This is a genomic window from Gottschalkiaceae bacterium SANA (assembly GCA_036323355.1).
GTDB lineage: Bacteria > Bacillota > Clostridia > Tissierellales > GPF-1 > GPF-1.
Genome location: AP028876.1, coordinates 1394146 through 1409756, shown reverse-complemented (window position 1 = coordinate 1409756; position 15611 = coordinate 1394146). Strand labels below are relative to the sequence as shown.

Annotated in this window: 14 protein-coding genes; 4 read left to right on the top strand and 10 right to left on the bottom strand. The window is 43.4% G+C overall.

Translation table 11 applies throughout. The features are described from left to right. Positions 1–54 precede the first annotated feature (54 nt). The 5 genes from dnaK to lepA form a co-directional block, all read right to left on the bottom strand. The gene (dnaK, locus tag AC25CA_RS06615) at positions 55–1890 is read right to left on the bottom strand and encodes a molecular chaperone DnaK (protein WP_486816266.1); all 1836 of its coding nucleotides are present in this window, start codon (positions 1888–1890) and stop codon (positions 55–57) included. 2 nt (positions 1891–1892) lie between these two features. After that, positions 1893–2519, bottom strand: a complete 627-nt coding sequence (gene grpE, locus AC25CA_RS06610; RefSeq protein WP_486816265.1) for a nucleotide exchange factor GrpE — start codon at positions 2517–2519, stop codon at positions 1893–1895. Beyond that, positions 2488–3525, bottom strand: coding sequence for a heat-inducible transcriptional repressor HrcA (hrcA, locus tag AC25CA_RS06605; RefSeq protein ID WP_486816264.1), 1038 nt, complete (start codon positions 3523–3525; stop codon positions 2488–2490). Before hrcA ends, grpE begins: the two co-directional genes overlap by 32 nt. 97 nt (positions 3526–3622) lie before the next feature. After that, entirely contained in the window at positions 3623–4756 is a 1134-nt protein-coding gene (hemW, locus tag AC25CA_RS06600) for a radical SAM family heme chaperone HemW (protein WP_486816263.1), read from the bottom strand. 48 nt (positions 4757–4804) lie between these two features. Next, positions 4805–6616, bottom strand: a complete 1812-nt coding sequence (gene lepA, locus AC25CA_RS06595; RefSeq protein WP_486816262.1) for a translation elongation factor 4 — start codon at positions 6614–6616, stop codon at positions 4805–4807. A gap of 128 nt (positions 6617–6744) precedes the next feature. On the opposite strand from lepA, the gene rpsT reads away from it, so the two are divergent. Further along, on the top strand, positions 6745–7008 hold the full coding sequence (gene rpsT, locus AC25CA_RS06590) for a 30S ribosomal protein S20 (protein ID WP_486816261.1): 264 nt from the start codon (positions 6745–6747) through the stop codon (positions 7006–7008). 49 nt (positions 7009–7057) lie between these two features. Here the strand turns inward: rpsT and holA are convergent, their stop codons facing one another. Together holA and AC25CA_RS06580 are read right to left on the bottom strand one after the other, a co-directional pair. Next, positions 7058–8083 carry a DNA polymerase III subunit delta gene (gene holA / locus AC25CA_RS06585; RefSeq protein ID WP_486816260.1) on the bottom strand — a complete coding sequence of 342 codons (1026 nt, stop codon included), beginning with the start codon at positions 8081–8083 and terminating at the stop codon, positions 7058–7060. Further along, entirely contained in the window at positions 8080–10440 is a 2361-nt protein-coding gene (locus AC25CA_RS06580; RefSeq protein ID WP_486816259.1) for a DNA internalization-related competence protein ComEC/Rec2, read from the bottom strand. Before AC25CA_RS06580 ends, holA begins: the two co-directional genes overlap by 4 nt. Before the next feature lie 69 nt (positions 10441–10509). Here AC25CA_RS06580 and AC25CA_RS06575 point away from each other — a divergent pair, with 69 nt between their 5' ends. Then, positions 10510–10944: a hypothetical protein gene (locus AC25CA_RS06575; protein WP_486816258.1), complete on the top strand. Its 435-nt coding sequence runs from the start codon at positions 10510–10512 to the stop codon at positions 10942–10944. 30 nt (positions 10945–10974) lie between these two features. On the opposite strand, the gene AC25CA_RS06570 is transcribed toward AC25CA_RS06575, so the two are convergent. Next, positions 10975–11709 carry a GntR family transcriptional regulator gene (locus tag AC25CA_RS06570; RefSeq protein WP_486816257.1) on the bottom strand — a complete coding sequence of 245 codons (735 nt, stop codon included), beginning with the start codon at positions 11707–11709 and terminating at the stop codon, positions 10975–10977. Between the two features lie 104 nt (positions 11710–11813). Between AC25CA_RS06570 and AC25CA_RS06565 the strand changes: the two genes are divergently transcribed. Together AC25CA_RS06565 and AC25CA_RS06560 are read left to right on the top strand one after the other, a co-directional pair. Next, on the top strand, positions 11814–12845 hold the full coding sequence (locus AC25CA_RS06565) for a zinc-binding dehydrogenase (RefSeq protein ID WP_486816256.1): 1032 nt from the start codon (positions 11814–11816) through the stop codon (positions 12843–12845). After that, positions 12842–13825, top strand: a complete 984-nt coding sequence (locus AC25CA_RS06560) for a Gfo/Idh/MocA family protein (protein ID WP_486816255.1) — start codon at positions 12842–12844, stop codon at positions 13823–13825. The genes AC25CA_RS06565 and AC25CA_RS06560 overlap by 4 nt, the downstream gene beginning before the upstream one ends. A gap of 94 nt (positions 13826–13919) precedes the next feature. Here the strand turns inward: AC25CA_RS06560 and AC25CA_RS06555 are convergent, their stop codons facing one another. Both AC25CA_RS06555 and AC25CA_RS06550 read right to left on the bottom strand, forming a co-directional pair. Next, complete coding sequence (locus AC25CA_RS06555) at positions 13920–15179, bottom strand: aminopeptidase P family protein (protein ID WP_486816254.1); 1260 nt, start codon at positions 15177–15179, stop codon at positions 13920–13922. Positions 15180–15188: 9 nt separating this feature from the next. Then, positions 15189–15566, bottom strand: coding sequence for a universal stress protein (locus AC25CA_RS06550; RefSeq protein WP_486816253.1), 378 nt, complete (start codon positions 15564–15566; stop codon positions 15189–15191). Between the last annotated feature and the right edge of the window lie 45 nt (positions 15567–15611).

Below are 15611 nucleotides of genomic sequence, written 5' to 3'. Positions count from 1 at the left end.
TTTCCAATGCAGATCAAATTCCGCCCCCCCTGGGGACGGATTCAATCTGTTTTTCTATTCGTCGTCTACAACTTCGTAGTCCGCGTCAACAACATCATCATTTCCTTCAGCTGCATCAGCACCTGCATCTCCTTGCTGTGCTTGTTGTTCTTGCGCAGCTTGTTGATACATTTTCTCAGACACCTTGTAGAACGCTTGAGAAAGGGCTTCTGATTTCGCTTTGATATCCTCAACATTATCAGATTCCAAAGCTTTCTTCAAATCTTCTTTCTTGGCATCAATCTCTGTCTTCTCTTCTTCAGTCACTTTGTCACCCAAATCAGTAACTGCTTTTTCAGTTTGATAGATCAAAGCATCGGCATTATTTCGAACCTCAACCTTTTCTTTTTTCAGCTCATCTTCTTTTGAAAATTTCTCAGCTTCCTCTACTTTTTTCTTAATGTCGTCATCAGAAAGATTCGTAGAAGCCGTAATGGTAATATGCTGCTCTTTTCCTGTTCCCAGGTCCTTCGCTGTTACACTTACAATACCGTTGGCATCAATATCAAAACCAACTTCAATTTGAGGAATACCACGTTGCGCCGGTGCAATTCCATCTAATTGGAAGCGACCCAAAGTCACATTATCATTGGCAAATTTACGTTCGCCCTGAACAACATGAATATCTACAGCCGTTTGGCTGTCTGCCGCTGTAGAGAAGACTTGGCTTTTCTTTGTTGGAATTGTTGTGTTTCTCTCAATCAAGATTGTGCTTACACCGCCCAAAGTCTCGATACCCAATGACAATGGTGTAACATCCAATAACAAGACGTCTTTAACATCGCCGCTCAATACGCCACCTTGAATAGCAGCGCCCAAAGCAACAACCTCATCCGGATTAACACCCTTGGTCGGTTCTTTGCCTGTAATGTTTTTCACCGCTTCTTGAACAGCAGGTGTTCTTGTCGACCCACCAACCAAGATCACGCGATCAATTTCACTCGCTGAAACGCCAGCATCTTTCAAAGCATTTTTAGTCGGTCCTACCGTACGTTCAACCAAATGTGCTGTCAATTCATTGAATTTCGCACGAGACAAGTCAATATTCATATGCAAAGGTCCTGATGCATTGGCTGTAATAAAGGGAAGATTAATATTGGTTTGAATTTTAGAAGACAATTCCTTCTTCGCTTTTTCTGCCGCATCTTTCAAACGTTGAAGACTCATTTTGTCAACACGAAGATCAATACCATTATCTTTTTTAAATTGATCAGCCAAATAATTAATTACCGCTTCATCAAAGTCGTCACCACCCAAATGGTTATCGCCTTTTGTAGCCAATACTTCGAATACGCCATCTCCTAATTCCAAAACAGATACGTCGAATGTACCGCCGCCCAAGTCAAATACCATTATGGTTTGATGCTCGTCTTCTTTATCCATTCCATATGCTAATGAAGCCGCAGTCGGCTCGTTAATAATTCTCTTTACTTCCAAACCGGCAATTCGTCCCGCGTCTTTTGTCGCTTGACGCTGGCTGTCAGTAAAGTATGCAGGTACGGTAATCACTGCTTCCGTAACTGTTTCACCCAAATATGCCTCAGCATCTTTTTTCATTTTCATTAAAACCATCGCCGAGATTTCTTGTGGAGAATAGTTCTTGTCATCAATCTTTACATGAAAATCAGATCCCATTTCACGCTTGATTGAAGCAATCGTGCGGTCTGGATTTGTAATTGCTTGGTTCTTTGCAGTTTCTCCAACCAGTCTTTCCCCATCTTTTGCGAATGCAACGATTGATGGTGTTGTTCTATTTCCTTCTGCGTTTGGAATGACAACAGGTGAGCCACCCTCCATAACTGATACGCACGAGTTTGTTGTTCCTAAATCAATACCAATAATTTTTCCCATGATTATTCTTCCTCCTTCTGTTTTGAAACGACCACCATACTAGGTCGCAATACTTTTTCTCCATATTGATAGCCTTTTTGTAAGACTTGGATTACGTGATTGGGTTCTGCTTCTTCATCTGCCATTTGCATCACAGCTTGATGCCGATTTGGATCAAATGGACTTCCCATGGCTTCAATCTCTTTCAGACCATTATCCCCTAAGATTTCACCAAATTGATTGGCAACCATTTCAACGCCTTGATAAAAACTCAATTCCTTTTCTTCATCGGTTACCGATGAAAGAGCACGTTCAAAATTGTCTTTTACTTCCAAGAGATTCTTCACAATAGACTCGCCAGCTCGCTGATGAATGTCTGACTTCTCACGCTCTGTTCGATTTCGATAATTGGCATATTCTGCCTGAACGCGCAAGTACCGTTCATTCATCTCTTCCAATTTCTTTTTCGTCGTCTTCAATTCATCCTCTTTCTCGTCCTCAACACCCGCTTCTTCTTCTAACGGTTCTTCCAGGGTTTCGTCCTCCGGCTCTACCGCGTCTTCCTCTCGTTCTACTTCTTCTTTCTTCAACTCTTCTGTCAAGCCATCCACCTCTTTCTTATGTTTCATAATACTCAGCCAAAATTTCATTGACCTCTCTTGCTACAGATCGCATCAAGGGAATAATTTTCCCATAATCCATATTCGTTGGGCCGACAAGGGCCAATTTTCCAACGGTTTGTCCTTTCAATGTATAAGTTGCTGTAATCATGGTACACGCCTTCAAAACATCGTAAAGATTTTCTCTCCCAATGGTAATTCGCACATCTCCCGCTCCGCCAGAATTCAATAACATATCTTTAACATTTCCCTTGGTCTGCATAAACTTCACAAGTGATTGCGCACGATCAAAATCCTGATAATCAGGGAAATTAAAAATATTCAAAACCCCATTGGCAAAAATCTTTGTATCATTAATTTCTGAAAGGGTATTATTGATCATGGGCAAAAGGGATCTTGCAGAAAACCGCATACTCTCCAACTCATCCATTAATACATTATCGATAATATAGCCCAATTGATAGATCGGTGTATTCTCCAGCTTTTCTGTCAAAAATTCAGAAATCAAGTTTAATTGATTTTCCTCGATATTCGACTCGTTGCGGATAATAAAATCTTTAACAATACCTCCAACGGTGATCAAAACCACCAAAGTTTTTGTCCCATCGACCGGGATCAATCGGATTCGCTTCAGAGTATCCTGCTCAATCTTCGGCGAAATGGCAAAGGTCGTATACTCGGTCAATTGACTCAATAGTTTGGCACTATTCTCAACAATTTTTTCTACTTCTGACAAATCGTTCAGAAGAGAATTATGAATGCTTCGCTGTTGTGCAAAAGCAATCTGCTGTAAATCCATCAACCGATCTACATAAAGGCGAAAAGCTTTATCCGAAGGAATTCGTCCGGCTGAAGTATGAGGTTGAATCAACAATCCCAATTCCTCCAAGTCAGACATTTCATTTCGAATCGTCGCAGGACTGACACCAAGGTCATACTTTTTTTGAATGGTTCTTGACCCGACAGGTTCTGGATTCGAAATATAATTCAGAATAATCGCTTGAAGGATCATCAACTTTCGTTCATCGTTCTTCATCTCAGCCCTCCTTTTCTATTGTTAGCACTCATTCGAGAGGAGTGCTAACACCTTCTGTACTTAAATTACCACTATTCAAAACCCTTGTCAATACACTTTACAAAAAATTTATCATTACTTGATTGGCCAAATCCATCCCCGCTTCCGTCAAAGCAATCCGCTCTTCACCAGGAATGAGCAAGCCCAGGCGCTGCTGCTCGATAATCAATGGTCGAATCGAGTCCACTTCTGATCCAAATTTTCCAATTAATTCAGCCATGGAAATTCCATGGGTCAAACGAAGACCTAAGATCATCGCCTCCGATAAGGCTTCTTGAACCCCCATGCTTTCTTCCAATTCTCTCACCATCGCACCTTGGCTGATCCGACTGTGATAGATTTGAAAGTCACGAGGGTTGATGTAGCGAGAATTTTCTTCCATAGAAGCCGCACCCAATCCAAACCCAAGATACGGGCGACGCCGCCAATAAGCAAGGTTCTGCCTGCACGCCTTTCCTCTCTTTGCAAAGTTCGAAATTTCATACTGATGATAACCAGCCGCTTCCATCAATCGCCGTCCGTGATGATAGAGGGCTCGGTTCCCTTCCTCCGTCGCCATCGGCAAACGACCTTCTTCCCATTCTTCATAGAAGGGCGTTCCAGATTCAACAATCAGGCTATAATAGGAAAGATGTGTTGGAGAAAGGGCAATAGCGCGCCTAATACTCTCTTCTACGTCTTCAATCCCCTGGCCTGGCAGATCAAACATCAAGTCGAGATTCCAATTTGAAAACCCTGCCTCAACCACATCTCTCGCTGTCTTTTCAATGGTCTTGTCATCATGTATTCGGCCCAACTTTTTTAAGATTTCCGGTTGGAAACACTGTGCCCCCAAGCTGATCCGGTTGATCCCAAATTTCCGCAAGGCTTTTAACTGTTTAAGATCCACCGTTCCCGGGTTCGCCTCCATAGAAATCTCACAATCCCTCGATAGGGGTGCTTTCGCGAAAATCGTTTCCAGAATTTCTCCAATTACAGAAGCTGCCAGCAAACTTGGCGTTCCTCCGCCGATAAATATGCTTTCAATATATTCTACACGAGACCAATCTGCCTGACCGATTTCCTTCAAAAGATCCGCCACATACACTTCAGCCTTAACGGAATCCCACGGAAAAGAAAGAAAATCACAATATCGGCATTTTCGAACACAAAATGGAATATGCACATAAATAGCCATTCTTTGTTTTTTCATGTTTCTTCCCTTCTTTCACGGAAAAAAGGTCCAAATCGGACCTTTCTTCTATTTTTTCGAGCTATCAAATTTCAATACTGCTAAGAATGCTTCCTGTGGAACCGATACGGATCCAACTTGGCGCATTCGTTTCTTGCCTTCCTTTTGTTTCGACAACAACTTCTTCTTTCGTGAAATATCGCCACCGTAACACTTGGCCAAGACATCTTTGCGCAAGGCACGAATCGTCTCCCGAGCAATTACCTTGCTACCAATGGTCGCCTGAATCGGCACGGTAAATTGATGACGAGGAATCACTTCCCTCAAACGTTCCGCAATCTGACGCGCGCGTTGATAGGCTGTCTCTTCATGAACAATAATGGAAAAAGCATCCACCAATTCTCCATTGATCAACATATCCAACCGTACCAATTTTGACACCTGATACCCCTTCATCTCATAATCCATAGACGCATAGCCCTTGGTACGAGATTTTAAGGCATCGAAGAAATCGTAGATCACTTCATTCAAAGGCATATCATAATGAATCATCACACGAGTCTCTTCCAGATACTCCATATCCTTAAAGACAGCCCGTCGTGTCTGACATAAATCCATAATCGGTCCGACAAAATCCGTCGGCGACATGATATTAACTTCGACAATGGGTTCTTCCATCGTTTCAATCAAGGTTGTCTCGGGGAAGTTTGTTGGATTTTGAATCTCAACCACCTCGCCCGAAGTCAAAGTAAGACGGTAAATAACACTCGGTGCGGTCGTTACCAAATTTAGGTCAAACTCACGCTCCAAACGTTCCTGAATAATTTCTAGATGTAAAAGACCCAAAAATCCACATCGAAATCCAAATCCCAAGGCAACTGATGTTTCTGGTTCAAAGGATAGTGCCGCATCATTAACCTGTAATTTTTCTAGGGCATCGCGTACATTGTTATAATCCTCACCCTCAGCCGGATAGATTCCACAGAATACCATGGACGTTGCTTTTTTATAGCCTGGCAAAGCCTCCGCAGTCGGACGTTCCGCTTCCGTAATGGTATCGCCCACTTGTGCCAAGCGAACCTCTTTGATGCTGGCTGCTAAATACCCAACGTCACCGGCCTTCAATTCATCAATCGGTGTCATGCTTGGCGTAAATACACCCACTTCCGTCACTTCTAATTCAGTATCAGTTGCCATCATCAAAATCTTGTCGCCCCGTTTCACCGCACCATCCATCACGCGGATATCCACAACAACACCTTTGTAGCTGTCGTAATAAGAGTCAAAGATCAAAGCCTTAAGAGGTGCGCCTTCATCTCCAGTTGGTGCTGGCACATTTTTAACCAAAGATTCTAACACGTCTCTGATATTCAATCCCGCTTTAGCAGAAACCAAGGGTGCCTCTTCACAATCCAAGCCAATTACATCCTCAATTTCTTGCTTGATCTCTTCTGGTCTTGCGCTTGGTAGATCAATCTTGTTTATCACAGGGACAATCTCTAGGTCCTGTTCCAAAGCCAAATAGACATTCGCCAAAGTCTGTGCTTCAATTCCCTGAGCGGCATCCACCACCAAAAGTGCCCCTTCACAGGCAGCTAAGGATCGAGATACTTCATAATGGAAGTCGACGTGACCTGGGGTATCAATTAAGTTCAATACATATTCATCCCCGTCATCCGCCTTATACACTAGACGGGTTGCATTTAGCTTAATGGTGATCCCACGCTCCCGCTCTAAATCCATACTATCTAAAATTTGATTTTGCATTTCACGTTGAGTTAACATACCTGTTTCTTCTATCAAGCGATCCGCCAGGGTAGACTTCCCATGGTCGATATGCGCAATAATCGAAAAGTTTCTTATATGTTGCTGTCGATTCATTTACTCCTCCATCGAACTCCTATTTCTTTCTAAAATGGCACCTTTAAATTATACCACTGACCGCTTGCTTTTTCTACTACTTCATAGTATAATTACGAGTGTTGTTTTAATCAGGGAGGTGAAAATCCATGGCAAATATCAAATCTGCGAAAAAACGTGTTTTAGTTACTCAAACAAAAACGGCGATAAACCGTAGTCGAAAAACCGAAGTCAAAGGACTAATTAAAAAGTTCGAACTGGCTCTTGAGGCTGGAAATACTGAAGAAGCAAAAGCGTTGTTACATGATGTTGAATCAACAATTGACAAAGCTACTTCTAAAGGTGTATTCAAAAAAGAAACTTCTTCTCGTAAAGTTGGTCGACTTCACCGAAGACTAAACACATTGGCATAGATGATAATGCATAAAGAAGCTTCCACTTGGAAGCTTCTTTTTTTATACGCTATTTGCTCACCAATTGCGCCAAAAGCATCTCTAACGTCAGGTTGCGGTCCTGTCCCGTTTTAATAGCCTGATCCGCATCAATACATTGTTCAAGATGAGTATCCAAGGCTTTTTGCGTCACCGGAGTTGCTTGAGCCACAAGCCGCTTGGCCACAAAAGGCTGCACCTTCATACGCTTGGCCAATTCCGAAGGACCATAGCCCTTGGCAAGATGGAGTTTCGCCAAGGCCAATAAACGAAACTGTCGGGCAATCATATAAAGAATCTTTTCAACCGCCTCTCCGCTCTCCAAGAGATCGTGAACCAGAAGGAAGACCAACTTTGGCTGATTTCTTGTAATGGCGTCCACCATACGAAATACATCATTCTCCAAACCACGAATCCCAACTGCTTCCACCTCTTCTAAGGTAATCCATCTCTTTCGATCTCCATAATCCAAAAGCTTATTCACTTCGTTTTCCATATCATAGAGGGTCCACTCACTGTTGCGATCCAGATAACCCGTCATGGAAATCAGCGCTTCCATAGCATCCGGTGTAATACGGCATTTCCCCGCCTGAACCCGTTTTGTGATCCATCCCATCAGAGCTTTGCGATCGATTCTTGCAAACTCAAGAATACCACCATTTTTTTTAATCGTTTTTACACAGGCTTTACGGCCATCAGGTTTCCCCTCCCGATACAGAAAGATCAGAATGGTTTCAGAAGCCGGTGCCGCAGCATAAGCCTCAAGCCGGGCAAGTTTACCCTTTCCCTTAGTTGTCAAGGCTTCATAATCATCAACAATTACCATCTTTTTTTGCGCAAAGAAAGAAAAGGTTTCACATTGATCCACAATCTCCGCTTCCGTACAGGTCTTTCCGTCCAATCGGATTCGATTAAAAGCCAAATTCTCTTTGCCAATGACAGCAATTTCCAATTGTTCCAAAGACCAATCCATTAAAAAGCGTTCCTCTCCATAAAAGACCATAACCGGTAATGGATTCCCCGCTTTGATTTGTTTCATCACCACTTGATAACTCATAGTTTCTCCTCTGTCTTCCATACTCTTATGCCAATGCTCATCAAAATTGCAAGCCCCCACCAACACCACAGGCGCCAACGTGACAACCACCACTGCATGAACGAGATCCGCCCCTGGCGAAACGGAATCACACAATATCCGTCTCGAGTAAACTGCACTTCCAATGCGCCCTCTTGATCCGTTCTATACATTTCAATATCTCGATTTTCTAATCGTTTCACCACAGCCGGTGACGGATGTCCATATGTATTCTTCCCTACGGAAATCAAGGCAATCTCCGGATTCACTTGATCTAAAAATGCATCCGTTGTTGACGTGTTTGATCCATGATGAGCGACCTTGAGAAGCTCTGCCCTTACATCCAATTTTTTCAGCCATTCTCTCTCCTTATCCGCTTCCATGTCCCCCGTCAACAATACCCTCGTTCCATTCATTCGAATTCGACTTAAAATCGAATTGTCATTTTCCTTTTGATGAAGGCGTGGTGCATGCAAGCGAATATCCACAGCACGTCCCCGTCCCAACGTTAATTCTTTCTTCAAAGAAAGTACAGGAACATTAGCAGTCACATGCCGCAAAGGTTCCACCCATGCATTATCCGTCTGATGAGGACCAATTACAAGCCGTTTGACCCGGTGATCCTCAACCAATTCTACCATACCTTCCACATGATCCGCATCAAAATGTGTCACAATTCCCCAATCCAGCTGACGAATTCCAAGAGCGTCTAAGGCAGGCTCCACCCGATTACGCCCCACTTCCCAATCAGAAAACGGCGTTCCTCCCGCATCCCATAAGACCGATTGATTCTTAGCTGTTAAAAGAATCGCATCTCCTTGTCCAACATCCAAGACCCATAGGCGTATGGGAATCGGATAGAAAAATCCTAAGACAAGAGCAAAGATCAGGGCAGCAAATATCCGCCGTCCCTGATCCAAAGAAAAGGCGATTTTTCCCACAGAAACCTGATAAAAGAAAACCAACAAAAAATAATAGCCCGCTATCGACCACCAGGAAGGTTGAAGTACAGGTAACAAGGTCAAAAAAGATGCTGAACAGAATTCAACAATTGCAAGCCAGCTAGAAATCACCCAAACTGTCAAGGGTGCAATCCATACTCCAGAAAATACCACCACCGAACCCGCCCAAAAAAACAAAATGCCCAGCACACCAACAAAAAGGGGTGCCAATACTAAATTCCCAAAGAAAACAAAGAGAGACACCTCCCCAAACCCCCTCATCAACAAGGGCAACACCCCCACCTGCACCGCTAAAATCGGTGAGAGCCAACGTCCTAAAATCGGGGTGCGTGGAAAGCAAATGGCTTGAATCCACCTTGGTAAAACCAGTAAAGAAAGAGTCGCCACAACCGAAAGCTGAAAACCCAAAGAATAGATCGAAAAAGGTTCCACCAAAAGAAGAACAAAGACCGCTGCAAAAAGAAGATTAATCCGGTCTACCCGCAAATGTGTCAACTCCCCGCCAAATATGAAACTCATCAGAACCAGAGCGCGTAAAGCAGAAATAGGAAATCCAATAATGGTTCCATACATCCAAAGCAAAATCAAACCAATCCCATTGGAAAGCCAAGGACTCGCGCCCAAGCGTTTAATCATTCCCCGTAAGAAAAACATCAGCAGAGCAAAATGAAATCCAGAGATCGCAAATAGATGGCTCAATCCAAGAGCGCGCATCGATTCTCGTTGCTCCACATCCAAATCTGCCCGATCCCCTAAGAGCAAGGCTGTTGCCAATCCCTGAATTTCTTGAGGAAAATCACGTGTGATCGCGCTTCTTAGTTTGCTTTCCAGGGAAGGCGGCGGACAAGACACCTTCACCACCTTTAATCGATTTCCTTCATATAATAAGTCTTGAGACGCCGCCCAAAGAAATTCATCACGACCACCAGGATTCGCCGCCCGCTGATAGGGTTCAACACGACCAGAAACCCGCAAGATTGTCCCTCTAGGTTGAGGAACATCCGTCCAAATTCGTACCTGAATCTTCTTCCACTCTTCAGGGGTTTCAAGACGCAAATCCATACCGCTTGCATCTCTAGAAACCACACGCCCCGCTGCCCCATTCAGTTCCTGGGGAATCAGCAGCGTACGTTGATCCATCTCCTGAGATACACGAAGGAAAAAAAAGAGCAGCACTCCACACAGAATTAGGATCTGCCAACGGTTAATCACCCGTTTCATACATGTAAACCGATTACTCTTGCTAGGAAGGATGGTCCAACTAGCAATCGCCAGCGCACAAATCACCCACAGAATCCAAGGCTCTGCTTGGAATGCAACTCCCATTAATATCCCCAAAATCGCTGACAAAGAAACCCAGACGCATGGCCGCTTCACGTCCTCGCCACCTTTCACATTTTATGGTACACTAAACCTAATTCTATTGTAACAAATCAGGAGGCATTCATGACAAAAAAAATACAAGGTATTGCGCTTCTCTTGCTTCTTCTTGTGGTAATCGGATTCGGACTTGCCACCCCAGCTTTTAATCCTGTCGACAAAGATCAGCCAATTCGACCGCTTCTTCGTCAAGATCAGGCTTTGAAACAAACCTATTCGGCGATGATGAAAGACGAGCTTTCACCACAGGAGCGAAGTGAATTTCTCATTCACCTTTCTGCGTCTTATCTAGACTTGTTTGAACAAACGAACGCAATCAAAGAAAATGGCGTTGAACATCCTTTGCTAGATCCCTTGGCAACTTACTTTGTTGATCTATCAAAAACCTTTACTTTTATGGCCACAGCCTTTGCCGAGACGGATTCTGTTAAACTTGCTCAAGCAAATGAATCTTTTTACAAGTTGGATCAAGTTTTTCTTGATCTGCAAAAACAAGAATAAAAAAGCCTTAGAGGATCTGCTTCTTTTCCTCTAAGGCTTTGTCATTTCTCTCTTCAATTGCATTTCATAAACATATCGACTTCCTACATAAAAGCTTTCTTCAAATTGTGCCGGACGACCATCGGTTAAAAAACAATATAGTGAAAGTTTCAAAAATGGTTGATCTTGATCCATGGAAAATAGCTTGGCGTCTTGATCGATCAAATAATCAACTTGAATCCTTTGTTGACCATCCCCAAGTTTCAATGCGTATTTATGCTCCAAGCAATCATAAAGCGATTCCACCTCCATGTCCTCCACTAAGACCCAATAAAAAACGTCGGGCATCAAATAGGAAACACTCAGGCAGAAGGGTTTCCCATTAACAATTCGCATCCTCTTGAGCCGAATAACCATAAGATCAGGATTCAACCCAAAATATGTAGCCATTTTCTCCGGGATAAGCACCCAATCTCTTTTAATCAATTGCGTCTGCAAATCAAGATTTTGCTGTCGCATCCGTTCCGTAAATCCCGACAACTTTAAAACACCTTCCGTAATGACTTCATCTTTGACAAAGGTGCCTTTCCCGCGAATCCGATACAACAAGCCTTCCGCAACCAAATCATGAATCGCTCTGGTGACCGTAATCCGGCTCACCTGATAGGTTTGGCAAAATTGCGCATCCGAAGGAAGACGGTCTCCTTCCCGCAATTCTCCTCTTTCAATCTGTTTTTTTATCGCTTCTTTAATAGTTTGGTATTTCGCGATTGTTTGATTTGACATCGTACTCACCTCTCTCTTGTGGCCTATCCTATCATGTTGACATATCAACTTCAAGATGATATGTTGTATATACCAATATCAGTTTATAGAAAGGAGAAATACAAATGATTGCCAAAGAAATTATCATCAACGGAATCGAAGATGTTTCCCTTGTTGAACGAGAAATTTATCCGGAATCCTTACAGGGAACTGAATGTCTAATCGAAACCGCCATATCCCTAATTAGTCCCGGCACGGAATTATCTCGCGTATTCGGACTCAAGGCTGGCGCTACTTATCCGGTATATCCTGGATACTGTTCCGTTGGCACCATTCAAGCGAAAGGCAATGATTTGTCCCATGTTCAAGTTGGCGACCGAGTTCTTTTCAGTGGTCCCCATGCCAGTTTTAAACTTTATGACTATACCAAAAGTGATGGCGGCATTCTGTTTCCATTAGACCCTGCACTTAGCGATGAGGAGGGTGCCTTTCTCATGATGTGCTGGATCGCTATGAACGGCATCTTGCCGGCAGAAGTAAAACTAGGCGACCAAGTCGTCGTTTTTGGTCTTGGAACCTTAGGCCTCATCCTCTCTCTCCTCTATCAGGAAATGGGCGTTGATGTACTCGCTGTTGATCCCGTCAAAGAGCGATGCGATTTGGCAAAGACCATGGGCGTTACAGCTACCCTCGATTGCCCGCCTGCAGAGCAGATTGACTCAATCATGGCCCATACCAACCAGCAGGGTGCCGACATCGTGGTTGATGCAACCGGTTTGTCCGCCTGCATCCTTTCAAGTTTTCAAGTGGCGGCCAAAAATGGGCAGGTTTTGCTTTTAGGATCACCGCGGACCCCCTTTACAACCGATGTTACACCTTACTTAAATATGATTCACCGAAAAATGCTAACGGTGCGCGGTTCTTTTAATCGACGCTATCCTTATCAAGAACAAGAAGGGTCCCGACTTAGCATCACCAGAAGTCTCACCTATCTATCAGGACTACTAATCAAGAAAAAAATCAATGTCTCGCATTTCATCAGCCATGTATTGCCGCCAGAAGAGGCCATGACAGGCTATTGGGGACTGATGCATCAAAAAAACACATATACGGGTGTCATCATCCAATGGAAAAACCAAGGAGGAGAAGAAGCATGAAATTTGGCGTAATTGGAACCAATTTTGTATCAGACTTTTTTATGAATGGAGCAGCGGAGGTGGACGCTTGCCAAGTGGTTGCCGTTTGCAGTCGAAAAATGGAAAATGCAAAAGCCTTTGCTGAGAAATATGAAATCCCCAACGCCTTTGATTCTTACGTAGAGATGGCAGAATCAAACCTAATTGACGCCGTTTACATTGCCGTCCCCAATGGTCTGCATCTAGAAGTTAGCCAATACTTTTTGTCACGAAAAATTCCAACCTTCTGTGAAAAACCTTTAGCTGGCAATCTTACGGAAGTTCAATCCATGATCGCCTGCGCCAAAAAGAATCAAACCTATTTGCAGGAAGGCTTAATTCCTCTCTACAACCCAAATTTTCAAATACTTAAGGAAAACCTGCCGAAACTTGGCAGAATCCATCAGGCTACCTTTAACTTTTCCAAGTACTCCTCTCGCTACGATGCCTATCTACGGGGTGAGAATCCTACCACCTTCCGCCGAGAATTAGCCAATGGTGCCATTATGGATCTAGGCGTTTATGTTTTCGCCGACTGTGTCGGACTTTGGGGCAAACCCAATACTGTGCTGAGTGCCTGCTCTCTCTTGGATACCGGTGCCGATGTATCGGGAACTAGCATTCTCGTTTATGATGACTTCCCCGTTACCTTGTCCTATTCCAAGGCCAGTGATACAGAAAACCAATGTGAGATCTGCGGAGAGAATGGAATACTGACCTTCGATATTCCTAGCATGCCAACAATAGTAACCTTTATTGATCGAAAAACAAAGGAACGCACAGTACTAAGTGTTCCAAAAAAAGAAAATTTCTACTATGAAATCTCAGAAATGATCAACCGCGTCGAGGCGGGAGAGATCGAATCAAGCAAGGTACCTTTCGAAACCAGTCTAGCGGTCCACGAAGTGATCACCCAATGCCGAAAACAAGCAGGAATCGTCTTTCCTTGTGACGAAGTATAAATAAAGAAGCCGGGCTATTGAAGAATTTCTTCAACAGCCCGGCTTCTTTGTACAATTGTGCAAGCAACAAAAACTTGCATGCTCGCATTGTTTTTTAACTCATGGAATTATGATTCATGCGTGCTTCAATCTCATCCGCTTCCCTGATAATGGAAGCTGACAAGACCTCGTAACCCGTTTCCGTGACCAAGACGTCATCTTCAATGCGAACTCCAACGCCCCATTCCTTGATATAAAGCCCCGGCTCTACAGTAATCACCATACCCGGTTTAAGTTCAAGGCCTCGATGAAAGGCATCGTGGGTATCCAACCCCAAGTGATGGCCAATCCCATGATAATAATATTTTATAATTTCGTCTTCCCTTTCAATCAAACCCAATGCCTTCAAATGCCCGCCCAATATTTCCTTGGAAAGATTCTGTAGATTCATCAGGGTTTTTCCAGGTTTCACGGCTGCCGTAACGGTCTTCAAGGTATCCAACACCGCCTCGTAAACTGCTCTTTGTCGCTCAGAAAAACGTCCATTTACGGGATAGGTTCTTGAAATATCCGCAGAGTATTTACTCCAGTCCGCCCCCAAATCCAAAAGAATACACTCGCCATCATTTAATTTCTTATTATTGTCTTCATAGTGCAAGACCACCGCATTCTCGCCTCCAACAGCGATCGTCGAAAATGCCGGACAGCTTCCATTTTCCATCACGGTTGATTCAAAAGCAGCCTGTACCTCATATTCCATAAGACCGGGTTTCAAACGATCCAGTACGCGATCCAAGCCTTTCTCTGTGATGGCAATCGCCTTTCTAAGTGCTTGAATTTCCATCTCATCTTTGATCATTCGCCTTTCAGCAAAATACGGCGACAGATCATATAAAGGGATTTGTGGGTATTTTGGTTGTACATTTTCTAAAAAGCGATGGGCCTCATAGCCAGCAAACTCCCAGGATGGGCGCTCTAAATCCAAAGCCAAAGATGTCACTTGAAATCCAGCCATCAAGCGAAATACCTGATTTTGAAGATCAGAAACGAATCCAGTTTTCTCAATTCCACTAATTGCACTCGCTTCCTCAGGCTTCATACGAAACCCTGTCCACTTCTCCATCTCTGGATTCAATTCTTCTAGAAATATTTGCTCGCAGATTTCTCCCTTTGGCGACTTATAAAGATACAAAACAAAATTCTCTCGATCAACCCCTGTCAGATAATAAAAATTCCGATTCACGTGAAATGGGTATTTCGCATCAGCCGAACGATAAGGTGCTCGTCCCGAAAATAGCAACGCCAAGGTACCCGGTTTCAGATGCTTCAATAATTTTTCTCTTCTCTTGATAATCGCTTGCTTTGTTTTCACCATTCGTCCTCCCTAATCCATTACAATTAAATTCACTTCTGGCAGTCTGTCTTGTAAGCGTATCGCAAAACTCTTCTCTTGTGTTTGCTGAGAGGGAGAGGCACCCAAAATCATATGAGTGACTTGTTCCTCTTTTGCATATTTCACCATATCATCTAAGACATGCTTTGAACGTTTCACAGTTAACTCAGCTCCAACCTCTTTTGATACTTCAAATAAATACTCCAAGGCCTGAGCATCGGAGGAGTACTCCAAAAAGTGAGCACCTTGTTTGACTACATGTAAAACTGTTAGGTGATCGGATTCCTGATCGATCAATTCATATCCCTTTAAAATCAAGCGTTCACACGTTTTTTGCTGCGTCACGCATACTAAAATTTTCTTTTCCATATTGTTCTCCCTTCATAAGGTCCATTCTTATTCTACCATGTAGGA